Annotated in this window: 16 protein-coding genes; 7 read left to right on the forward strand and 9 right to left on the reverse strand. The window is 69.9% G+C overall.

Annotated elements, in window-relative coordinates:
* The first annotated feature begins 193 nt into the window (after positions 1-193).
* The gene (locus tag L3i22_RS31420; RefSeq protein WP_221321118.1) at positions 194-955 is read left to right on the forward strand and encodes an IclR family transcriptional regulator; all 762 of its coding nucleotides are present in this window, start codon (positions 194-196) and stop codon (positions 953-955) included.
* A gap of 21 nt (positions 956-976) precedes the next feature.
* The gene (locus tag L3i22_RS31425) at positions 977-2,158 is read left to right on the forward strand and encodes a CaiB/BaiF CoA-transferase family protein (protein ID WP_221321119.1); all 1,182 of its coding nucleotides are present in this window, start codon (positions 977-979) and stop codon (positions 2,156-2,158) included.
* A 13-nt stretch (positions 2,159-2,171) separates the two neighbouring features.
* On the opposite strand, the gene L3i22_RS31430 is transcribed toward L3i22_RS31425, so the two are convergent.
* The 6 genes from L3i22_RS31430 to L3i22_RS31455 form a co-directional block, all read right to left on the reverse strand.
* Complete coding sequence (locus L3i22_RS31430) at positions 2,172-3,230, reverse strand: shikimate dehydrogenase (RefSeq protein ID WP_255657308.1); 1,059 nt, start codon at positions 3,228-3,230, stop codon at positions 2,172-2,174.
* Between the two features lie 293 nt (positions 3,231-3,523).
* Complete coding sequence (locus L3i22_RS31435) at positions 3,524-4,486, reverse strand: MBL fold metallo-hydrolase (RefSeq protein ID WP_221321120.1); 963 nt, start codon at positions 4,484-4,486, stop codon at positions 3,524-3,526.
* Positions 4,483-6,120 (reverse strand): pyrroloquinoline quinone biosynthesis protein PqqE, encoded by a 1,638-nt coding sequence (gene pqqE / locus L3i22_RS31440; protein ID WP_221321121.1) that lies wholly within the window; start codon positions 6,118-6,120, stop codon positions 4,483-4,485. The genes L3i22_RS31435 and pqqE overlap by 4 nt, the downstream gene beginning before the upstream one ends.
* Positions 6,117-7,076: a hypothetical protein gene (locus tag L3i22_RS31445; RefSeq protein WP_255657309.1), complete on the reverse strand. Its 960-nt coding sequence runs from the start codon at positions 7,074-7,076 to the stop codon at positions 6,117-6,119. Before L3i22_RS31445 ends, pqqE begins: the two co-directional genes overlap by 4 nt.
* 563 nt (positions 7,077-7,639) lie before the next feature.
* On the reverse strand, positions 7,640-9,745 hold the full coding sequence (locus L3i22_RS31450) for a PQQ-binding-like beta-propeller repeat protein (protein ID WP_221321122.1): 2,106 nt from the start codon (positions 9,743-9,745) through the stop codon (positions 7,640-7,642).
* Between the two features lie 11 nt (positions 9,746-9,756).
* A complete protein-coding gene (locus L3i22_RS31455) occupies positions 9,757-10,821 on the reverse strand; it encodes a ThuA domain-containing protein (RefSeq protein ID WP_221321123.1) in 1,065 nt (354 codons plus the stop codon).
* Between the two features lie 168 nt (positions 10,822-10,989).
* Between L3i22_RS31455 and L3i22_RS53840 the strand changes: the two genes are divergently transcribed.
* Entirely contained in the window at positions 10,990-12,186 is a 1,197-nt protein-coding gene (locus tag L3i22_RS53840; protein WP_255657310.1) for a citrate/2-methylcitrate synthase, read from the forward strand.
* 4 nt (positions 12,187-12,190) lie between these two features.
* Entirely contained in the window at positions 12,191-15,289 is a 3,099-nt protein-coding gene (locus L3i22_RS31470; protein ID WP_221321124.1) for a TIM barrel protein, read from the forward strand.
* Between the two features lie 22 nt (positions 15,290-15,311).
* Here the strand turns inward: L3i22_RS31470 and L3i22_RS31475 are convergent, their stop codons facing one another.
* Positions 15,312-17,072, reverse strand: coding sequence for a hypothetical protein (locus L3i22_RS31475; protein ID WP_221321125.1), 1,761 nt, complete (start codon positions 17,070-17,072; stop codon positions 15,312-15,314).
* A 201-nt stretch (positions 17,073-17,273) separates the two neighbouring features.
* Here L3i22_RS31475 and L3i22_RS31480 point away from each other — a divergent pair, with 201 nt between their 5' ends.
* The 3 genes from L3i22_RS31480 to L3i22_RS31490 all read left to right on the forward strand — a co-directional run bounded on the left by L3i22_RS31480 (position 17,274) and on the right by L3i22_RS31490 (position 20,297).
* Positions 17,274-18,452 carry an endonuclease gene (locus tag L3i22_RS31480; RefSeq protein ID WP_221321126.1) on the forward strand — a complete coding sequence of 393 codons (1,179 nt, stop codon included), beginning with the start codon at positions 17,274-17,276 and terminating at the stop codon, positions 18,450-18,452.
* A gap of 174 nt (positions 18,453-18,626) precedes the next feature.
* Positions 18,627-19,376, forward strand: coding sequence for an enoyl-CoA hydratase/isomerase family protein (locus tag L3i22_RS31485; RefSeq protein WP_221321127.1), 750 nt, complete (start codon positions 18,627-18,629; stop codon positions 19,374-19,376).
* 270 nt (positions 19,377-19,646) lie between these two features.
* Positions 19,647-20,297, forward strand: coding sequence for a DUF6082 family protein (locus tag L3i22_RS31490; RefSeq protein WP_221321128.1), 651 nt, complete (start codon positions 19,647-19,649; stop codon positions 20,295-20,297).
* Here L3i22_RS31490 and L3i22_RS31495 read toward each other — a convergent pair.
* Together L3i22_RS31495 and L3i22_RS31500 are read right to left on the reverse strand one after the other, a co-directional pair.
* The gene (locus L3i22_RS31495) at positions 20,231-20,545 is read right to left on the reverse strand and encodes a DUF397 domain-containing protein (protein ID WP_221321129.1); all 315 of its coding nucleotides are present in this window, start codon (positions 20,543-20,545) and stop codon (positions 20,231-20,233) included. The genes L3i22_RS31490 and L3i22_RS31495 overlap by 67 nt on opposite strands.
* A complete protein-coding gene (locus L3i22_RS31500) occupies positions 20,545-22,344 on the reverse strand; it encodes a Xaa-Pro dipeptidyl-peptidase (RefSeq protein WP_221321130.1) in 1,800 nt (599 codons plus the stop codon). Before L3i22_RS31500 ends, L3i22_RS31495 begins: the two co-directional genes overlap by 1 nt.
* Positions 22,345-22,465 lie beyond the last annotated feature (121 nt).

Consider the following 22,465-nt stretch of genomic DNA (forward strand, 5'->3'; position numbering starts at 1 on the left):
CGAAGCGATGACGCGTCGGCCGGGACGGCAGAATCGCAGGTGTCCGGAACACCCGCGGTCGCGTCACGACCGGAACCGGGGCGCGAGGTCGTGCCACGCTGACGCCGTGACACGAGGTCGTGCCACGGCACCCGCCGTGACGCGAGGTCGCACCATGGCCTGCGCCGTGGCGCGAGGGAGGAAGTGAAGCACCGTGAGCAATGAGTCCGCCGACAGCCAGGGCGTGCGCAGCATCCAGCGCGCCCTCGACATCCTGTCGCTGCTCAGCGAGGACCGTCCGCTCATCGCCGTGCGCGACATCGTCGCGGCCACCGGCCTGGCGAAAACTACCGTCATCCGGATCGTGCAGACCCTGGAGCAGAGCGGTCTGCTGTGGGCGACCAGCTCCGGCTACATGGCGGGCCCGGGGCTGTGGCGGTGGGCGCACCTGGCCCGCCGCGGCTGGGAGCTGCCACCGGAGACGCAACGGTTGATGCGCGAGCTCGCTTCGCGAGAAAGAGAAACGGTCAACTTCTATGTCGTACGGGATGTAGTGCGCGTCTGCATCGCCCAGCAGGAGTCGCCGCAACCGCTCCGGCACGTCGTCCACGTGGGTGACGAGCTTCCCCTGTGGGCAGGTGCGTCGGCGAAGATCCTGCTGCGCAACGCGTCGCCCGCGCTGTTGGAAAGAGTCGCCCGTTCGTCGCCGTACGGCGAAGGTCATGTCCGCCGGATGCGCGAGTGGATCGACGAGGCCACCGCGGCGGGTTTCGCGGTCAGCCACGGCGAGCGGGAGAACGGGCTGTCCGCGGTGGCCGTGCCGATCCTCGGTCGCGCCGGGACGGTCGTCGCCGCGCTGACCCTGAGCGGTCCGACGGTCCGCTTCACCGAGGACCGGGTCGCCGAGTTCGCCAAGGCGCTCGGCGCCGCCGCCGACCACCTGAACGAACGGGGTTTCGAACACCCCCTGTTCTGAGCCACGACGGGAGTACCAGGCATGCACGACCGGCCGCTGGAAGGCATCCGCGTCCTCGACCTCACCAACGTCCTCGCCGGGCCCTACTGCACGTACCATCTCGCCTTGCTGGGCGCCGAGGTCATCAAGATCGAGATTCCCGGCCGCGGCGACCTGGCCCGGCGGCTGGGCCCGGACCCGGAGCTGAACCGGGCCGGGCTGGGTGCCTCGTTCCTGGCGCAGAACGCCGGCAAGAAGTCGATCGAGCTGGACCTCAAGCAGCCGGCCGGGAAGGAAACTTTTACCGACCTCGTCCGGCACGCCGATGTGCTGGTGGAGAACTACCGGGCCGGGGTGCTGGCCCGGATCGGCTTCCCGTGGGAGCGGCTGTCCGCGCTGAACCCGGGGCTGATCTACTGCGCGATCAGCGGGTTCGGCCAGTCCGGGCCGATGAGCCAGGCGCCGGCGTACGACCAGATCATCCAGGGCCTGTCCGGGATGATGTCGGTGACCGGGACCCCGGAGACCGCGCCGATGCGGGTCGGGTTCCCGGTCGCGGACACGGTCGGCGGGCTCAGCGCCGCCCTGGCGGTGACCGCCGCCCTGGCCGGTCGGCGACACGACGGCCGCGGCCGGTTCCTGGACGTCTCGATGCTGGAGGCGTCGCTGTCGGCGATGGGCTGGGCCGTCTCGAACTACCTGGTCAGCGGCGTCGAGCCGCAGCCGATGGGCGATCAGAACGCGACCGCGGCGCCGTCCGGCACGTTCACCGCGCTCGACGGCCCGCTCAACATCGCGGCGAACCGGCAGGAACAGTTCGAAACTTTGTGCCGCCTGGTCGGGCGGGCGGATCTGATCACGCACCCGCTGTTCGCCGAACGGGAGGCCCGCAAGACCCACCGCACGCAGCTGAACGAGCTGCTCAACGCGGCGTTGTCGGCGCGCCCGGCAGCCGAGTGGGAACGGATGTTGTCGGCCGCCGGGGTGCCGGCCGCCCGCATCCTGACGGTCGCGCAGGCGGTGACCGCCGACCAGGTCGCGCAGCGCGGCTTCTTCGCCGAGCTGCCCTTCCCGGCGCCGCTGAACCGGAACGACCCCCTGCGCGTCTCCGGCAACGGCGTCCTCTTCGACGGCGAGCAACTGTCCCCGGCGACCAGCCCGCCGTCCCTGGGCGAACACAACGACGAACTGCCCGCCCTGCTGAAGCGCTGGTCCCGCGGGTAGTCCCGCCCGCCCCCTAGCCACGGCCGCCCGCACCTCCACCGGCGGTGCCGCCATCGCTCCCGCCGGCGCCGTTTCCAGCAGCCTCACCGCCCGCGCCGCGTCCGGCGCCTTCGCCCACGCCCGCACCGCCGCCATCCGCGGGCCGTCCGCGGCCGGCGCCCCGATCGCCCGCGTTTCCACCACCGGTGCCTCCAAGGCCGGCGGCACCGCGGCCACCGCCCGAGCCGCTCAGCCGCACGAAGTCCTCGATCATGAGCCGCTCATCCGGCATACGGCCGGTGAAGAGCCGGAACGACGCCGCCGCCTGCGAGACCACCATCCCGCCGCCGTCGGCGACCCGCAGGCCACGATCGCGAGCCGCCCGGATCAGCTCGGTCTCCAGCGGCCGGTAGATCACGTCCGCCACCCACAGACCCGCATGCAGATGCGTCGCCGCGATCGGCATGCCGGGATGCCCTTCCATCCCGATCGGAGTGGCGTTGACCAGCCCATTCGCCTCGGCCAACGGCCCCGGCACCGCATCCGGCGAGACAATCTCGACCGTCATCGACGGATGCACCGCCATCGCCTCGGCCAGGCGCCGCGCCCGCCCGGCATCGAGATCCGCCAGAGTCAGCCGCCGCACGCCGGCCGCGGCCAGTGCCGACGCCACCGCCGCCCCGGCACCCCCGGCACCGAGCTGCACGACGTGCCCGAAGGAAACTTCCGGCAGCGCCCGCCCCAGCCCCGCCGCGAACCCGTACCGGTCGGTGTTGTGCCCCACCACGCGCCCCGGTTCGAAGACGACGGTGTTGACCGCGCCGAGCTCGGCAGCCTCCGGGCTCAGCTCATCGAGGTACGCGAGCACCTCCTGCTTCGCCGGGTGCGTGATGTTGAGCCCGCGAAACCCCAGTTTCCGAGCCGCGTCCAGTAATTCCCCCACCGCCTGCCGACGTTCCTGCAGGTCAATGAGCTGGTAGTAGTAGCGCAACCCCTGCCGCTCCGCCTCGAGCTCATGCAACGGCGGACTCATCGAGGTACCGATCCCGGCCCCGATGAGCCCCACCAGAAATCGCTGATCCGAACGGGTCACCACGGCCCACCGCCTTTTGTACGAACCAGTACGTTAGTTATCAAGGTAGAAACATGTCGATGTCAAGAGCTGTGCCTGCCCTGCCAAAAACCTTCCGCCACCTCCAGGCCGCTACCACCCGGCCTCACCCCAATTTCCCGGTACGGATCAGCCCCTCCCGCACCCAGCCCTCCCGCACCCAGCCCTCCCGCACCCAGCGCCCCCGCACCTGACCCGCCCACAGGCCGCCCAACTCCTGGCGAGGCCCATCCCACCGGCCGGCTGCCGAAGCAATCGCCGCTGATCGGAAGCGGTCAGAGCAAGTCGCCGTCGGCGACGATGTCGTCCCCGACGGCCGGGTTGGTGTTATTGAGGTGACTGAACCGAAAACGCGTACCGGGATGCCGCCCCGCATGCTCTCTCGACACAGACATCGGCAGATGTCCCATCGACCGTGCCGTACCCGGCCGCCCGGTCATCAAAGTCAGCTCGTCCTCGGTTCCGAAGGTCCCGTCAAGCAGAACTTCATCAGCACCATCGACGAACGCGTCGAAATCTTCCGTCCACTCCGGAAGACAGGTGGCATAGACCAAACTTTTCTTCGTCGCGCGATCCGTGAGTCTCAGCGCGGAAACCCAGTCCCCCCGCCCACAGCTTCCCAGCCCGCGGCCATCGCCGGATTCGCCGACCTTCGGACCGGACCCGCCGACCTTTGGACTGCCGCCCTCCGCAAGGCCCTCTTCCGAGAGGTCAGCTCGGGCGTATCGCGGACGCTTCGTGCCGACGGTCAGCCGCTGGACGTCGAGTCCACCGTCCAACGCAATCCCGTCCGACACCTCGTGCACGTCGATGCCGGTGTACTGGGCGAGGGTAGGAAAAACCGGAAATACACTGGTCAAGGCCATCGTCACGGTCGCCGTGGCATAGATCCGCAGGCGTATCGCCTCACGCAGGCTCAGCAATCCCAGCGTGTGATCCAACTCGGCCGTCGTCAGCAAGACCCCGCGCAGGGGTGTATCCCGCAAGCCCGGCCCTGACGCCAGTTCCGGCGTATCCCGCAAGCCCGGCCCTGGCGCCAGTTCCGGCGTATCCAGGATGCCGGCCCGCACGTCCGGCGCCGCGTTGATCAGGTACCAGGCTGTTCCGTCGCCACTCACAGCGGCCGTGTCCTGAAGACGGAAATTTCCTTCAGCACGAGCCTGCCGGCAAACCCGGCAAGCACAGTTCCACTGCGGAACACCACCGCCCGCAGCGCTGCCGAGCACCCGGATCCTCATGCGTATCGCCGCGGAATCATCGGCGGCCGCCCGGTAGCCGCAGTCGCAGCCGCCGCGGTCATCGCCGTCGCCGCGACCTCCGCGACCTCCGCGACCTCGGCGGCCACCGCGACCTCCGCAGTCGACGCAGTCGACGCCGCAATCACCGCGACCCTCGCGGCCTCCGCAGTCGGCGTGCGTGGTGTGGTCGGCGCAGCCGGCGTGGTCGGCGCAGCCAGCGTGATCGGCGTGATCGGCGTGATCGGCGTGATCGGCGTGATCGGCGTGATCGGCGTGATCGGCGAAGTCGCTGCAGCTGCCGTGGTTATCGCGACCAGGCGATCGTGATTCGGTGACAGAACGCATGCCGGATCGGTGGCCGCGGCGTCCCCGGTCAGCTGGAAGGCCTGGCAGCGGCACCCGCCGAAGTCGACTTCCCGCAGGTCACAGCTCCGACATGGGGACCGCATCCACGCCGTACCCCGGAAGCGGTTGAAAATTTCCGACCGGTGCCAGATATCGGCGAGGCGGTGCTCCCGGACCGACGGCGCCGGAGGCCCGGGCAGTTGCTGCGCCGCCAGACACGGGAGCACGGCACCGGCCGGGGACACCGCGAACTGCCGCGACCCCCAGCCGTTCATGCACGGTTTCGGCCGGCCGGTGTGATAGTCCGGCTCGACGTAGACAATTTCCAACAACCCAGCGAAGTGCTCCCGCACCACGTCAGCCGCCAGATTCGCCTGTCGCACCTGGTCGGCGGTGGGCATCAGGGCCGCCCGGTTGAGCAGTCCCCATCCGTAGAACTGGGTGTGCGCGAGTTCGAGGCGCTCGGCTCCGAGCTCGAACGCGAAGGTAGCAATTTCCTTCACCCGATCCACGTTGCTCGCGTGCAGCACCACGTTGACCGTGAGCGGCAGCCCAGCAGCGCGGATCATGGTGGCCGCCGCGATCTTCTTGTCGTGCGCCCGGAACCCGGCGATCGCGTCCGCCGCCGGGCCATCGGCGTGCTGGATCGACAGTTGCACGTGATCAATAGCGGCCAGCTTCGCCTCCGTCAAACCGATGCCGCTGGTCACGAGGTTGGTGTACATGCCCAGCCGCCGTGCGTGACCGGCCAGCACCGGCAGATTGGGGCGCAGCGCCGGCTCGCCGCCGGAGAAGTGCACCTGCAGGACCCCGAGCGCCCGCGCCTGATCCAGCACATCGACCCACGTCGCCGTGCCGAGTTCCGAACCGTCGATCTGCACCGGATTGGAGCAGTATCCGCAGCGCAGCGGGCACCGATAGGTCAACTCGGCAATCATCCCGATCGGCAGCGGCGCCCCATCGCCGGATGAGCTGCCGGGATGGCTGCCGGATGGGTGGGCGAGCGGATCGGCGCATTCGACGGCTACCGCCGCACTGCCGCCGTCACGGAGGAAGCGACGCCCGGCCAACTCGCCGATGAGGTTCGCGACGTCGTCGGCGTGGACCCCCTCGTACGTCTCGGAAAGAACCGCGAGGATCTCGCCGACATCGCGTCGCCCGTCGCAGGCGCGGACGATGTCCGGGGCCGGCCCGTCGAGCAGCAGACTGCCCTCCGGATAGAGCAGCGCGTCCACGTCGCGGACCGGATCGTGGACGAGGCGCACGCCGTTCGCCAGACCGGGCCTCACGGCACGCCGCCCTGGTAGTCGACCGCGTCGAGGATCGCCCCGAGGACGTCACATTTGAAGGCGAGCGCGCCGATCGCGGCCTGCTGCTCGTCGGCGGTACGGCAGTGGGTCAAGACCAGGTCGAGCGTCTGCCGGGCGTCGCCGCGCACAGCCTGGATGCGATTTTCGAAGTACGCGTAACCGTCCGGTTTGATCCAGTCGTAGTGCCGCCGCCACGCGACGATCCGGGCGGCCATGAGCTCGGGGGAGAAAAGTTCCGTCAGCGCCGCGGCGACGGTTTCTTTCCACGGTGCCAGTCGGCAGAAGGTTAGGTAGCCGTCGACCGCGAACCGGGTGCCGCGGGCCACATGCCGCTCGTCGAGCAGTTCGTCGCGGCTCAGTCCGACGGCGTCGGCAAGTACCAGCCAGTCGTCGCGTGCGCCGCCGTCGAAAAATGTCACCCGTTCCACCCACTGCCGCCGGACCTCCGGCACCGGGCAGGCGGCGATGATCGCGGCGTTCTTCCGCGCCAGGACGCTCTGGTAGTACCAGCGGTTGGCGACCCACGACCGGACCTCGCCCGGCGTGCAGTCCCCTGCGTGCAGGCGCAAGTGAAACGGATGCCGATCCCAGTATCGCGGAGCCAGCCCGCGCAGCGCCGCCGCGAAATCGTCCCGGCTGAGCAGGGCAGTCCCGGATTCGGCGAAGCCCAGCGAGGCGCTGGCGATATCGGCGGGATGCGGCGGCGCTGTTCCGATCGCATCACCACGGCTCAGTACCGCGCCAACTGCGCCGGCGATCCCCGACACGACGCCCGTTCCCTCAATGCCGTCGGGCGAAGCAACCATCACGCCGTCGCCGTCACCTAATGGAGCGGACACCGCCTCGTCGCCGTTACAGCCGCCGTCGCCTAGCGGAGCGGACACCGCGTCGTCGCCGTCGCCGTCGCCGTCGCCGTCGCCTAGCGGAGCGGACACCCCGTCGTCGCCGTCGCCTAGCCGAGCGGACACCCCGTCGTCGCCGTCGCCTAGCCGAGCGGACACCCCGTCGTCGCCGCCTGGGGCTGGGGCTGGGGCTGGGGCTGGGGCTGGGGCTGGGGCTGGGGCTGGGGCTGGGGCTGGGGCTGGGGCTGGGGCTGGGGCTGGGGCTGGGGCTGGGGCTGGGGCTGGGGCTGGGGCTGGGGCTGGGGCTGGGGCTGGGGCTGGGGCTGGGGCCGTTTCATCATGGCGGCTCGACGTGGTGCCCGTTGACTTGTCGCCGCCGGGCGGTGCGGCCGCCGCGTGGTCGCTGATCACCGGGGCGGCCGCCATGCCGTCGTGGATCACCGGGGCGGCCGCCGTGCCGTCGTGGGTCAGCGGGTCCGCGGCCACGGCCACCCGTCTCCGGCGTACGCGGAGACCTCCGGCCGGGACTCGAGGCACTGTGTCTTCGGCTTCGTCCACGCCTTCTTCGTGCGGGTGCTCTTCATCGTTCTCCTCCTTGTCGACGGTGTCGGCCACGGGCGATCTCGCCCGTCTGGCCTGGTAGGAGCGTTGCCTCGTCAGGACACGACGATCTTGCCCGTGCTCTGCGGAAATATGGCGTCGTTGTAGAAATAGGTGCCCGGTGTGGTGAACGTGTGCGTCCAGGAACCGCCCGGCATCAGCACACCCGTGTCGAACTCGTCGTCGAAGAAAGAAACCGCTGCGTGGGCGAAGGCGTTGTCCGCCGGGTTGACGAAAGTTACCGTCGTGCCGACCGATACGGCCAGGTGCTGCGGCGACATCGTGTTCTGGGCGACGGTGTTCTCCGTCGCCCCCGGTGCTCCGGTCGATGAATTCCACACCCGCCCGAGCGTGACGGTGGTGCCGGTGACCGCGGCGACGCGCACGTCATTGCGCTTCGACGGCGGGGTCGGAGTGGGCGCCGGCGCGACGGTGCCGCCCAGCTTGAACGCCCACAGGTGGTCGCCCTTCGGGATGTCCGGGTACGGCAGGCCGTTGCCGCCCGCGAGCACCGCGATGTACTGCTCGCCGTCGATCTCGTACGAGATCGGGCTGGTGTGCACCCCGGCGCCGGTCTGGAAGCTCCAGAGCACGTCACCGCTGACGTCATCCATGGCGTGCAGCACGCCGTCCGGCCCGCCCTGGAACATCACCCGGCCGCCGGTGGTCAGAATGCCGTTGCCGTGGGCGAGTGACCACTCGCCGTCCTTGACCCAGACCGGCGTGTTGGTGGCCGGGTCGACCGCGGCGAGCCCACCGGCGAAGTACTCCCCCAGCGGCCGGGAGGTGTTCACCCGGCCATCCCGCGCGTTGGAGTACCCGGAGTTGATCAGGCCGTAGCCGACGTAGATCCATCCGGTGTGCGGGTTGAAGGAAAGTTGCGTCCAGTCGGCGCCGCCACCGGCGCCGGGGAAGAGAATCACCGGCCGGTCCCAGTGCGGCGTGTACAGCCCGCCGGTCTCGTAGAACGGCACCGGCCGGGTGGCCTTGTCGATCCGCGGCTCCTGCGGCACGAACGGCTTCCCGCCGGGGAACGGCTGGGTCGGCGCGGTCTTCTGGCGTACGTCCTGGGGGACGGCCTTCTCGGTCATCCCATGCACGGCTTCCCCGGTGCGCCGGTCGAGGATGTAGTACATGCCGACCTTGCTGCCGTAGACGACGACCTTCCGCGTACGCCGGTCGACCTGGACGTCGGCGAGGACCGGGGCCATCACGTTGTCCAGGTCCCAGATGTCGTGGTGGATGGACTGGAAGTGCCAGCGCCGCTTCCCGGTCTTCGCCTCGAGCGCGACGATCGAGTTCGCGAACAGGTTGTCGCCGGCGCGCGACGAGCCATCGGTGCGCGGCCACGGCCCGCTGAACGTCCAGTAGACCAGCCCCAGTTCGGGGTCGATGGCGGGATGGATCCACGGCACGCCGCCGCCGGTCTTCCACGACTCGCCGGCCCACGTATCGTTGCCGTACTCCCCCGGCCCCGGTGCCGCCCAGAAGGTCCAGGCCACCTCACCGGTGGAAGCTTTCAACGCGTACGCACGTCCGCGTGCGCCCCCGGTGCTGCCCTGCATCCCGACGTAGACCAGCCCGTCGAAGTAGACCACCGCGCCGGCCAGCGTCCCGCTGCTGCCACCGTTGCCGTTGTCCTCGTCGGCGGTGATGAGCTGCCGTTGCCAGACGACGGCGCCGGTCTCCTGGTCCAGGGCGTACACGATGTTCGATCCGCTGGTGGAGAAGACCTTCGCCGCGCCGAGCGCGACCCCGCGCATGTTCGTCGTCCGGGTGCCGACGTTGGTCTTCCATTTGATCGCGCCGGTCCGGCCGTCGACGGCGAAGACGTTCTGCTGCGTGGTCTGCACGTACAGGACGCCGTCCTGGACCACCGGCGTGCTCTGCTGGTGCTGGGCGGTGCTGCCGCCCTCGAGGTTGACGTGCCAGGCGCCGCCGAGGCGTTCGACGGTGCGCTTGGTGATCCGGCTCAGGTCGGAGTGGTTGGTGTTCCCCAGGTCGCCGCAGACCTTGGGAAAGTTCTTCCCGGGCCGGCCGAAGGCCGGAGGCTGCTTCGGTACGACGGTGGAGGTTTCCTTCAGCCCGGGAACGCCCAGGCCGACGGTGCCCGCGCTGACCGCCCCCGCAGTCGCACCCGCCAGAAATTTCCTTCGTTCCACGACCCCTCCGCTCAGCTGCAGAACGGGAGGTTGCCCATGGCGGACAGGATCCCGTTGACGATGTGCTTCTTGAAGAAGGCCTGCCCCACGTATCCGGAGCCGTCGGTCCACGCCGCCGAGTCGTGCCCGAGCGCGGTGACCCAGGAGCGGCCGCCGTCGTAGTACTGGCACCAGGAGATCGGGTGGAACTTTCCGTGGCCGGGGTGCGTGCCGGATTTCGTCGCCAGGCTGGACTCGTCCACGGCGAGCAGGAACTTCACCCGGCTCGGGAAGGGCATCCAGTTGTACCACTCGTCCTTGAAGTCCCACCGGGCCGGCAGTCCGTCGGTCGACGAGTCCCGGGCGAGCGTGACCACGGTGCCGGCCCGCAACGCGCCGTGGTCGTAGTACTGGGTGCCGCCGCTGAGCCCCTCGTAGTAGGGCCAGTTGTACTCGGTCCCGCCGATCGCGTTGTGGATGCCGGCGAATCCGCCGCCGGCCCGTACGTACTGCCGCAGCGCCGTCTTGCCGGCGTCCAGGTGCGCGCCGGTGGTGGTGTTCACCGCCGCGGCCGGCTGCACCGCCGTGCCGTGCTTCCACAGCGTGTCCCGGCTGGTGCTGCCGAAGACCACCGCCTTGTACGTGCTGCCGATGCCCGGCAACTGGGTCACGTCCTCGGTCCAGTCGACACCCACACCGACCGCGCCGAGCCACGTGACGATCGCGTTCTGCAGCACGTGGGCCGCGGTCAGCGGCGGGTTCAGGCCCGCTGCCAGCGCCGGGCCGAGGTGCGCGTGCCGCGGACCCGCGGTACGGGTGTAGAGCAGCACCCGGTCCTGCCGGTTGCTCACCCACGGGTGGTACGACGCGGGCACCTGCCCCCGGACCACGTTGTAGTACGGGTCGAAGTACTGCTCCTGCCCGCGGGGAATGTTCGTCGTGATCGGCTGTTTGGTCGTCGGTTCTTTTCCGCCGGAGTGGCGCTCGCCCGCTTCGGCGGGAGCAGCGGCGGCCACGCCGGCGGTCGTGGCCGCCGCGGTGGCCGCGGCTGTCGCGGCGGCGCCCCGCAGGACCGCGCGCCGGGGAAGTCTCGCCATGGAATGCCGCCCTTCAGTCTGCGGCGGATGGTCCGCTAGACGGACCTACAGAACCGCTCTAAGGTCCGGCTCAATATAGAGACGATGTTTCCGGCCGCGCAAGCATCGATGACGTTCCACTGTTCAGATCGTCTGGACCACTGGGCGGACCACGATTAGGGTGCGGGTATGACGGACACCGAGGTCGCTGACTGGTGGGGCACCGCGGTGTCCCGCATCGAGCCGGATCGGATCGAACTGCGTGGCATCCCGGTCCAGGACCTGATCGGGACGACCGGGTTCGGGGCGATGATCTGGCTGATGCTGCGCGGTTCGCGCCCGACCGCCGGACAGGCACGGCTGCTGGAGGCCGCGCTGGTGGCCGGAGTCGATCACGGGCCGCACGCGCCGTCGATCGCGGTCGCCCGGATCGCCGTGACCTGCGGTGTAGGCATCAACAACGCGATGGCCAGCGCGATCAACACGCTCGGCGACTCACACGGCGGCGCCGGCCAGCAGTGCGTCGAGCTGCTGGCGGAAATCGTCGCCCGCTCCGCCGGTGCGGCGAACGGCTCCGCCGAACCCGGCTCGTCCAGGAAGCCCGGCGCGAAGGAAAGCTCCGCCGCCGGAAATTCACCGACACCCGCCGCCGACATCACGACGGAACTTGCCGCCACCGAGACCACGACGGCGGCAGAAAGCTTCGCCGCCGAGACCGGCACGGCTGGAAGCCCCGCCGCACAGACGGGCACGGCAGAACGCGCCGTCGCTGAGACGAGCGCGGCAGAACGCGCCTTTGCTGCGTCCAGTGCTGCGGGAGGCGTGGCTGTTGACGACAGGAGCGCGACGACTACCGCCCGCGACGAGGCGGCGAAGGCGATTGCCTACGACAACAACGCGGCGGCGGCGGTTGCCGACCACGAGGTGGCGGCGCAGATCGACGAGGACGAGGCGGCGGCGCCGATCGACGACGAGGCGGCGGCGATTGCTGCCGCGGAGGTTGTGGCTGAGTGGCGGGAGCGGGGAATCCGGTATCTGCCCGGCTTCGGGCACCGGTTCCATACCAGGGATCCACGCCGGGATCCGCTGCTGGCGTTGGTCGACGAAGCGGTCCAGGCCGGAGATGTCGAAGGAAATTTCCTGCGGGCGGCGCGAGCGGTCGAGGCCGTTCTCAATCGTGGGCGCGCCCGGCCCGTACCGATGAACATCGACGGTGCCACCGCGGTCATCTACGCCGAACTGGGATTTCCCGCGCCGCTGGCACGAGGCCTGTTCGTCCTGAGCCGGAGCGTCGGCGTCCTCGCCCACACCTGGGAGGAGATGGGCCAGGGCCGCCGGAACAAGGGTCCGATCCCGCCCGCCGTCCAGCCGACCTACCTGGGGTGACGCCATGCTGTCCATCGCCACCGCGTGCCTGTCCGGAATCCTCGACGACAAACTGGCCGCCGCCGCGGCAGCCCGGTTCCAGGGCATCGAGCTGGCCGAAAGTGATCTGATCGCATCGCCCTGGTCCCCGGCGCGGATCCGGCAGGAATGTGCGCGGCGCGGGCTGACCGTCAACGTCTATCAAGCGGCACGGGATGTCGAGGCCGTCCCGCCACGGGAGTTCGCGGCGACGCTGCGCTGGGCGGAGCGGACGTTCGGCGTACTGGAAGAACTTGGGTCTGGAATGCTTTTGATTCGCTCTTCGGTGTCGCCGGACACCGTGGACGACGACGATCTGGCGGCGGAGCAGCTCGCCGTGCTGGCCGGCCGGGCGGCGGCGCACGGTCTGCGGATCGCCTATGAGCCGCAGGCCGAGGGGCGGTTCGTGAACACGTACGCGCATGCCTGGCGGATCGTTCGTCGCGCCGGACATCCCGCGCTGGGGCTGTGCCTGGACAGTTTTCAGGTGCTGGCCACCGGGGACGACCCGGCCGGGATCCGCGTCATTCCTGGCGAAAAGATTCTTCACCTTCAGGTCGCCGATTCGACGAATCGGCAGCAGCGGGTCTTTCCGGGGCTCGGTTCGTTCGACCTGACCGGGTTCGTCGCGCATGTGCTGAGCACCGGATACGACGGGCCGTTGTCGTTGGAAGTTTTCAACGACGTGTACCGGCAGGAGGATCCCCGGCACGCGGCGATCGACGGGATGCGGTCGCTCCTCGCCCTCCAGGAATCCGTGCACCTCAGCGAGCCGTCACCAGCAACTGAACCCAACCGGCCAGCCCGCAGCACCAACAGCGGCAGCAGCGGCGACGACTACAACGGCAGCAGCGGCAGCAGTCCCGGGACCTTGGCACGGCAAGGCGAAACCTCGTCGTCGGCTGACCGGACTGCAGCGGCAAGCGGCCAGACCGACGGTTTGACGGCGGAACCACGGCCCGGCGGTTTGGCGCCGGCACTACCGCTCGCTGGATTGGCGGCGGCACCACCGCTCGCCGGGCTGGCGGCGGCGACACGGCCTGGTGGGCTGCCGCCGGCGCCGGAGCTCGGCGGGCACGCCTTCACCGAGATCGCGGTCGACGCGGTGTCCGGCCCGCTAGTGGCGCGGGCGCTCACCGGCCTCGGCTTCGCCCACACCGGACAGCACCGCACGAAACCGGTCCAGCTGTGGGAACAAAGCACCGCCCGGATCCTGCTCAACTTCGGATCACAACGTACGGTCGCGCCCGGCACCGCCGCGATCTGCGCCCTGGCCGTGTCCAGCGCCGATCCGGTCGCCTCCACCAGACGCGCGGAAATGCTGCTGGCACCGGTCCTCCCCCGGCTGCGGGAACCCGGCGAGGCCGAGCTGAACTCGGTCGCCGCCCCGGACGGCACCGCGGTCTTCCTGGTCCGCACCGGCGCCGACCAGGACACCTGGCTGCGCGACTTCGCCCTGCCCGATCGTGCCGACGAAGATCATGCCCCAGTCACCGAGCAGGGCACGGCAGGCACGGACCGAAATCCCGGCCCGCCGACCAGCTCAGCCGAGCAGGGCGGGGATCCGGCAGCGCGCGGCACGGAACCGACAGTGCGGATCACGGAAGCGACAGGACCCAGCGCGGAACCGACAGCGCGCGGCGCGGAGCCGACAGCACGGGGCGCGGCGGCCGCCGGCATCACCGGGATAGACCATGTCTCGCTGACCACCCCGGTCGACGCCTTCGACGAGGACACCCTCTTCTACCGCACCCTCTTCGGCCTGCGCATCGACGGCACGGCAGAGGTGGCAGCCCCGTTCGGCATGATCCGCAGCAGGTCCGCGACCGACCCGAATCATCGAGTGCGGATCACCCTCAACACCGCGCCCCTACGGCGCGGCGACTGGGCCCCGACCGTCGCGGATCCGCAGTACGTCGCGTTCCGCACCGAGGACGCCATCGCCAGCGCGGAAACTATGCGGCATCTTGGCGCCCCGGTTCTGACCATACCCGGGAACTATTACACCGATCTGGACGCCCGCCTCGATCTCCCGCCCGCCCTGCTGAGCAAGCTGCGCGAGCACTCGATCCTCTACGACCGCGACGAACACGGCGCCTACCTGCACTTCTACACCCAGATCCTGGGCTCCCGACTGTTCTTCGCGGTGATTCAGCGGATCGGCGACCACGACGGCTACGGCGGCGCCGTGAGCTCCCCGGTCCGGATGGCCGCGCACCGCTCGCAACGCCTGCACTCCCTGCGGGCACGAGGCGGCGACACCGATCCGCCGACCCGGCACGACTTCTCGCTCGCGCACCTGACCGCCCTGAGCCTGTCCCCGCCGGAGCTGATCGACGCGGCGGCCGAGGGCGGCTACCGGTACGTCGGCCTGCGCCTGACCCGGGTCACCCCGCAGGAGCCGCACTATCCGCTGGCCACCGACCCGGCGCTGATGCGCACCACCAAGGTCCGGCTGGCCGCGACCGGGGTCGAGGTGCTCGACATCGAGCTGGCCCGGATGAGCCCCGACGACGAGCCGGACGACTTCCAGCGGTTCCTCGAGGCCGGCGCCGAGTTGGGCGCCCGGCACGTCATCGCCCAGCTCCCGGATCCGGACCGGAACCGGAAGATCGACCGGTACGCCCGGCTCTGCGAGATGGCCCGCCCCTTCGGACTGACCGTGGATCTGGAGTTCCCGTCCTGGACCGAGACGCCGGACCTGCACACCACCGTGCGGATCCTGCGCGAGGCGGCCCAGCCGAACGCCGGGATCCTGGTCGACCTGCTGCACTTCGCCCGATCCGGGTCCAGCATCGCCGAGCTGCGGCAACTGCCGCCGGAGTGGTTCCACTTCGCGCATGTGTGCGACGCCCCGCCGACCGTGCCGGCCACCAACGAGGGGCTGATCCACACCGCCCGGTTCGAGCGGCTGTTCCCCGGCGAGGGCGGCATCGACGTGCACGGGATCCTCGACGCGCTGCCGCCGGGGCTGCCCTACGCGCTGGAGATCCCCCGGGCCACGCTGGTCGCGCAGGTCGGCGGCAAACAGCACGCGCGAATGGCCCTGGCCGCCACCCGTGAATACCTGGCCACGCCACAATGAGGGACAGCGGAGTGCCCGGCAATTACCGCCGCCACGCCTCCCTGATGTTGACGAAAAGCACCAACATCGCCGCCAGGAAGAAAATCGACGTCACCACATCGCGCCCGTCGAACCAGAGCACCACCAGGATCGCGATCACCGCACACGCCAGGAGCAGCCGCAGCAGCACCGCAAGAAACTTTCCACGGACCGCCCCCTCCACGGTGAGCAGCAACAACAGCAGGGCCAGCGAGCTCTGCGACGCGGCCACCCCGGCGACGCCGCGCGGGTTCACCACCGCGCCCAGGGCGAGCAGGATCAGCGGCGTGCTGAGCACCGCCCACCAGGACCGGGCCCGCCCGAGCAGGCCGATCTGCGGCTCCATCGGCAGCCGCCGGTGCAGCAGGTGCGCGTGCGGGTCGTGAGCGACCGGCTCGGCCACCGCTGACTGTTTCTGTTCATCCGCGAGACGGGTCCGTTCCATCCGCATGCTGAGCAGTCGCTGCTCCTCGGGAAGGAGACTGCGCACCGCCGGCCCGGCCACCGGCAGCCCGGCCGCCGCGACCGCGAGGTCGTGCCGCAGGGTCTCGATCTCGCGGTCCAGGGCCGCGAGACGATCGCTGTTCTCCCGGGTACGGATCTCGATGAGCTGCTGCTCGGCCTGGGGATTGGGGACGACCTTGGCCAGCCCCGCCCAGCCCACCGGATCCGCCCAGGACTGCCGGACGGTGCCGTTGCGGCTGTATCGCGGCCCGGCCGGCCCGCGCTCCCCGCCGAGCCGATCGCGGGTGTCCCGCCCCCACAGCCCGCGGAAGTCGCGCACCCACGGCGTGTCGTCGCCGATCAGGACCGGCCGCCAGCTCTCGTCCTGTCCGGGACCGATCATCCGCCCGTCGCCGCGGGCGTAGTCGACGTACGGGATGCCGACGGTGTTGCGGTCCTCCGCCGACCACGGGGCCAGCAGCCGGGCCGAGCCGCGCAGCGCGCCGACGATCCCCCGGAGCTTCGGCGGCCGTACCGTGATCAGGTAATCGCCCGGCAGGTAGGCGCCGGAGTGCGAGCCGGCGCCGACGAAGACCACCGGATGGCGGCCGCCGTGGATCGTCAGATCCGGGTCGTCCCACCGGCGGCGGAGATCGTCGCCGGTCTCGTCGTGCGCGGAGAAAACCACCCACCGCGCCGGCGGCAGCCCGTCCGGGCCGGTCACGCCGGTCCCGTCCAGGTAGACGGTGACCTGTTCCCAGTCCGCCTCGTGCTCGTTGACCCCGCCGAACGCGGAGCGCCAGTTGTTGAAGCTGTAGAAGTACCAGTACTGCAGGACGATCCACGGGTCGTCGCGCATCACCCGCGCGTAGTAGGTGGGCTGGTCCGGCCGCAGGTGGTCGCGTTGCAGCAGGAACGACCGGGCCGCGCTGCCACCGGGGACACTGCCGCGGAACAGCAGCGAGAACCGGTTCATCGCGTCGACCAGCCGGGCGGTCAGGCCGACCGAGGCGAGGCGGCTGACCCGGGCCAGGTGCGGCGGGCGTTCCCGCAACGGGATGTGGGCGAGGTGCTTCTCGGCGCCGATCCCGGACAGCGAGTACTTCAGCCCCTGCTCCCGGCCGCCGGCCGCGGCCAGGGTGGGCAGGCTCAGGCCACCGGCCGGCACCACCTGGACCGGGCTGTTGCCGGGCTCGACCCGCCACAGGCTGGCCCGGTCGACGTAGCGCTCCACCGAGACCGGATAGAACCACTCCCCCTCGGTGAACTTCGCCACCGGCTCGTAGGCACGCAGTAACGCCAGGTCTTCCTCGATGCCCAAGCCGATCCGTTCCCTTCCCCGCTCGCCTCCCGAGGTTATCCACCGCGCGATGCGGCTCGACAGGCAGGAGGGGCGGACGCCCACCCGGGTCAAGGAGAAACGAACGTTGCCCATATGACCTGTTCGGTATGGATACCCCGGGGAGCCGATCACTGAGACTTATATAGCTGTCTATACAACTTGGCGAACGGAGCACCCCCCATGCCCGTACCTAAGCGCGCTTTCGCGCTCTCCTTCACCGCTGCCCTCGGTTTCCTCGCCCTGCTGTTCGCCCTGGTGTCGGTGCCCGCCGCGGCCGCCACCACGCTGACCGTCGCGCAGGCGATCAGCAGCCAGACCGGCGCGTCCGGCACCGTCGCCGGCTACATCGTCGGCGAGCCGACGGCGACGAGCACGGTCCGGTTCAGCGATTTCACCGGCGACACCGCCCTCGCGATCGCCGACAGCAAGACCGAGACCAGCACCACCAAGATGCTGTACGTCCAGATCACCAGCTCGTACCGGGCGTCGTTCGGCCTGCTCAGCAACCCGTCGCTGATCGGCAAGGCGCTGACCGTGACCGGCACGCTGACCGCGTACTTCTCGCACGCCGGCGCCAAGTCCCCGACGGCGATGACGCTCGGCACCTCGTCGACCACCAGCCCGACCGCGACCGCCACCGGTACCGCCTCGCCGACCGTGTCCAGCAGCACGGACGCCTACTACGCCGCGGCCTCCGGCAAGTCCGGCACCGCGTTGAAGGCCGCCCTGCACACGATCATCTCGACCGGAGTGACGAAAATTTCCTACGACGCCGTCTGGGACGCGCTGAAGGTGACCGACCAGGACCCGTCGAATTCTTCCAACGTGATCCTGATCTACTCCGGGATCAGCCGCTCCAAGACGCTCAACGGCGGGGACAGCGGCGACTGGAACCGTGAGCACGTCTGGGCGAAGAGCCACGGCGACTTCGGCACCGCCACCGGGCCCGGCACCGACCTGCACCACCTGCGCCCCGAGGACGTGGCGGTCAACGCGCTGCGCGACAACAAGGACTTCGACAACGGTGGCAGCGCGGCGACCGGCGCTCCGGGCAACTACACCGACTCCGACTCGTGGGAGCCGCGCGACGCGGTCAAGGGCGACGTGGCCCGCATGGTCTTCTACATGGCGGTCCGCTACGAGGGCGACGACTCCTGGCCGAACCTCGAGGTCAACGACTCGGTGAGCAACGGCACCAACCCGTACCTCGGACGGCTTTCGGTCTTGAAGCAGTGGAACACCCAGGACCCGCCGGACGCCTTCGAGAAGAACCGCAACCAGGTCATCTACTCGACCTACCAGCACAACCGCAACCCGTTCATCGACCACCCGGAGTGGGTCGCCTCGATCTTCGGCTGACGGAAAGCACCTTCGAAAAAACCTTCCTTCAGTCAAAACCTTCCTTCGGTACGGCCTGAGCCGCCCGTCCCCAGGCTCCGCGGCCCCGGTCCCCCGCCGGACGGCCCGCGTACGCCCGGAGCCACACCCGTGGTTCCGGGCGTATGGTCGAGGAGCCCGACCCGGGAGGTACCGGTGATCGATCTCGACGAGGCCGGCGGCGTCACCGTGGTCCGGCTCGCCCACGGCAAGGTCAACGCCCTCGACCTCGAGCTGCTGGAACGCCTCACCGCCACGTTCGCCCAGCTGGACGTGGACTCCTCGCGAGCCGTCGTGCTCACCGGCAGCGGCCGCGCGTTCTCCGCCGGCGTGGACCTGTGGCGGATCGTCGACGGCGGCGCCGCGTACCTTCATGCCTTTCTCCCGGCCCTGGAAGCGGCCTTCCGCGCGGTCTTCTCGATCGGCAAGCCGGTCGTCGCCGCCCTGAACGGCCACGCGATCGCCGGCGGCGCGATCCTCGCCGCCGCGTGCGACCACCGCGTCATGGCCGCCGGCACGATCGGCGTCACCGAGCTGCAGGTCGGCGTCCCGTTCCCGGCGACCGCGCTGGAGATCCTGGCGAACGCCTACGGCGGTCCGCAGGCCCGGCGCGCGATCCTGGCCGCCGACACCCTGGAGCCGGCCGCCGCGCTCACCACCGGCCGCGTCGACGAGCTGTCACTTCCGGACACCCTGCTGGAGACGGCGAAGGCCCGCGCACGGCAGCTGGCCGACCGGACCACGCCGGACGTCTTCCGCCTGACCAAGCGCCAGCTGCAGGCCCCGGCGCTGCACCGGATGACACCCGACCCGCGGGTCCTGCGCCTGTGGTTGCGGGCCGCGGAGGACGGCCGCCTCCGCCGCTACATGACCGCGGTCAGTTCCGGCCGCCCCCGCCGGGGATGACGTCCCGAAACCTCCGACATGGCGTGCACGCTCGCAACGGACGCTGTGATCACCACCTGCGCGACCTTCGCCGGGCACCGAGCAGCCACCGAGCAGCCACCGAGCAGCGTAACCGCATGTAGTTGATTGATTGCATTGAGTACGCATGCTGGAGTGGTGGTCGCATGGGTCAACGTGACAAAGCCCGCCGGTATCCGGCGGTCCCGCATCGGCATGTGGGCGACCGGGTCCCTCCTGGTCGCCGCTCTGGTCCTGGTCATCCCACTGTTGATGGCGCTGCTCTCCGCCACCGCCCTCCCCTGGGCCAAGCTGGCCGACGTCGGGGACGCCTTCGGCGGCGCGTCGGCCGTCCTGTCGGCGCTGGCCCTCAGCGGGGTCGGCGCCTCCCTGCTCTTCCAGCAGCGCCAGATCCGCCAGGAGTTGGCCGACCTCGACCGCCAGCAGCACCTGGAACTGCTCAAGCTGGCGATCGACAATCCCGAGTTCATCGAGGTTCTCGACAGCGACACCGCCCGGACCGAACATCCGCGGCACGAGATCTACGCGAACCTCACGATGATGTATTGGCTGGCGATCTGGCAACTCGGCGAGATCGACGACGACGAGCTTCGCGAAATGGCCGCGAGCATGTTCCGCAGCCCGGTAGCCCGGAAATGGTGGGCCCGGGTCGGCGGCAAATGGATCGGCACCCGGCTTCACCCGGACCGCCACCGATTCATGGAAATCGTCACCCAGGAACTCCGGGCAGCCGAGATCTCGAAGCCGGCAGCGGCCCCACCCCGCCCCGCCGGCCGCAGGTCAGCACTTGCCGCCTCCGGGCTCGCGGTGCTGGCCGGTGCGATCGTTCTGGGCGCCTATGGGCGCCGGATCCGGTCGGCGCGGACGTCGTCGATAAAGGCCCGCCACGAATCGGATTCGTAACAGAGAACCGCGCCGGACGGATTCTTCGAGTCGCGCATCATGACGACATTCCGTTCCGCACTGGCCGCCACCTCGACGCACGCACTGTTCGCCACGGAATATGAACTCTTCCGGAAGGACGGAACCACGACGACCCCCAACCCGATACCCGTTGTTCGACGGGCCGAGCCTAACCCGGATAAACGGGAATGCGGCACGCTGTACCTCGCGCGGGGGTTGGCGTGCGCCAAACCCCCGCGCGAAATCATCAGCCCAGGCGGACGTCCAGTTTTGACAGAGACGGCTGGACGCCGACGACCGTTCCGGCGGGATAGCGCAGCGTGTGGTCCCGCTCGGTGGAGATCAGCACCACCCCGATCCGGTGCCCCGCGGCGAACACATGGTCGGTGCTCTGCAGGTCCCAGTGGAACGTGTACGGACGGCCACTCTCCACCGGCGTGGTCCGCGACGGCGAGAAGCGGTTGCGGATGTCCAGCCAGCCGCGGGTGACGATCTCGTACGGCGTCGTCGCCGTCACGTACTCCCGCCGGTTGAAACAGCCCGGATCACCAGGAATACCAGGCCCGACGCAGTCCTGTTCGGCAAGCGTCCGCACCCCGGCGAAACGTTCCGCCGGACCGTAGTCAACGAGAAGTGCGGTGAGATAGGGCGAGTCACCCCGCACGTCCGCACGGACCGTGATCTCCGGCGTACCGGAAATGCGGGTTTCTCTGGAAAGTGCGGGGAAGAGGTAGGCAAGCCGGTTCGGGTCGACCGCGGACCCGTCGGCGGAAAGTTCCTCCGCGGTGCGCGCCGGGTTGTCGACGAACGTGTCCCGGCCGCCCGGGCCGAGGGGCAACGACACCGGGCGGGTGGCCGGAACCGGCCAGGTCGGCGCCGTCCGCCACTGGTTCGGCGCCACCTCGACGTCGGCCATCGGCTCGCGCATGATCCCGGTGTCGATCCGGTACAGCCAGTAGTCGAACCACTTGTTCAACGTCGACAGCCACACATCGCGCCGGATGTTGAACGGGTCGGTGTGCGCGGCCTGGTGCAGCCAGATCTTGCGCGGGACGTGCCGGGCGGCGAGCGCGTCCCACCACTGCCCGGCCTGCAGTGTGCGAACATTTTCGTCGTGCAGCCCGTGCACCAGGAACACGCTGGCGCGGACCTTGCCGACGTCGCGGGTGTAGTCGCGCTCCGCCCAGAACGCGCTGTAGTCGCCGGTCTCCCGGTCCTGCCGCCGTTCGATGTCGTCCATCACCCCGGCGCAGACTTCCGGGTTCTCCCTGGTCAGCACGGCTCTGGCGAGCACGTCCAGGTCCTCGCCCTGGAAGCCGCCGGGCGCGACGACACCGCCGTTGGCGCGGTAGTAGTCGTACCAGCTGGAGATGCCGGCGATCGGCACGATCGTCTCCAGGCCCTCGACGCCGGTCGCCGCGACGGCGTTCGGCAACGTGCCGTTGTAGGAAACCCCGATCATTCCGGTACGGCCGGTCGACCAGTCCGCGCGCACCCGGGCGCCGTCCGCGGCGAAAGCTTTCGCCCGCCCGTTGAGCCAGTCGACAACGGCCTTCATGCCGAGCGTCTCGTTGCGTCCGCCGGAGGTCGGGCAGCCGGTCGAGCCGCCGGTGCCGAGGCTGTCCGCGAAGACCACCGCGTAGCCGCGCGGCACGAAATAGTTGTCGAGATAGCCGGCGAAGGTGATGTCGTCGGCCCGGTTCAAGGACGAGGCTGCGGCCAACCCTGCGGCGCCGCCTCGGTCGATGTCGTCATGATTGGGTACGTCGTTGAGCCCCGCGTAGTAGGGACTCGCCTGGAAGATGACCGGCACTTTCCGGGTGGTCGCCGGCCGGATGATCCGGACGGCGACCCGGTCGGGCCGGCCGTCGAAGTCGCTGTCCACGCCGGTCTGCACCCAGACCTGTTCGCGGACGGCCTGCGTGTAGTCGTAGGTCGGCTGGGTGCCCGGCGGTGAGCCGCCTGGTGGCGAGCTCGCCGGTGAGGCGGCGGCGGCCGACGGCGTGAGAAGCACGGCAATCACAGCAATCGATGCGGCAAGACGCATCGGGCCACCATATCGTCGTTGGTCGATTCTTGGGAGGCGCGGCGGTAGCACGTCGCGGGCGGCTCCGGTGGTTTTCCACAGTGCCGGGTTGTCCACAGGGGGTCCGCGTGATCATGGCCTG

The organism is Actinoplanes sp. L3-i22, from assembly GCF_019704555.1.
Taxonomy (GTDB): Bacteria; Actinomycetota; Actinomycetes; order Mycobacteriales; family Micromonosporaceae; genus Actinoplanes.

Excerpts from the sequence above, each read along its gene's own strand:
- L3i22_RS31425 (WP_221321119.1), top strand. The coding sequence starts at position 977 with ATGCACGACCGGCCGCTGGAAGGCATCCGCGTCCTCGACCTCACCAAC.
- L3i22_RS31435 (WP_221321120.1), bottom strand. The coding sequence starts at position 4,486 with ATGAGGATCCGGGTGCTCGGCAGCGCTGCGGGCGGTGGTGTTCCGCAG.
- L3i22_RS31455 (WP_221321123.1), bottom strand. The coding sequence starts at position 10,821 with ATGGCGAGACTTCCCCGGCGCGCGGTCCTGCGGGGCGCCGCCGCGACA.
- L3i22_RS53840 (WP_255657310.1), top strand. The coding sequence starts at position 10,990 with ATGACGGACACCGAGGTCGCTGACTGGTGGGGCACCGCGGTGTCCCGC.
- L3i22_RS31470 (WP_221321124.1), top strand. The coding sequence starts at position 12,191 with ATGCTGTCCATCGCCACCGCGTGCCTGTCCGGAATCCTCGACGACAAA.
- L3i22_RS31480 (WP_221321126.1), top strand. The coding sequence starts at position 17,274 with ATGCCCGTACCTAAGCGCGCTTTCGCGCTCTCCTTCACCGCTGCCCTC.
- L3i22_RS31490 (WP_221321128.1), top strand. The coding sequence starts at position 19,647 with ATGGCGCTGCTCTCCGCCACCGCCCTCCCCTGGGCCAAGCTGGCCGAC.
- L3i22_RS31495 (WP_221321129.1), bottom strand. The coding sequence starts at position 20,545 with ATGATTTCGCGCGGGGGTTTGGCGCACGCCAACCCCCGCGCGAGGTAC.
- L3i22_RS31500 (WP_221321130.1), bottom strand. The coding sequence starts at position 22,344 with ATGCGTCTTGCCGCATCGATTGCTGTGATTGCCGTGCTTCTCACGCCG.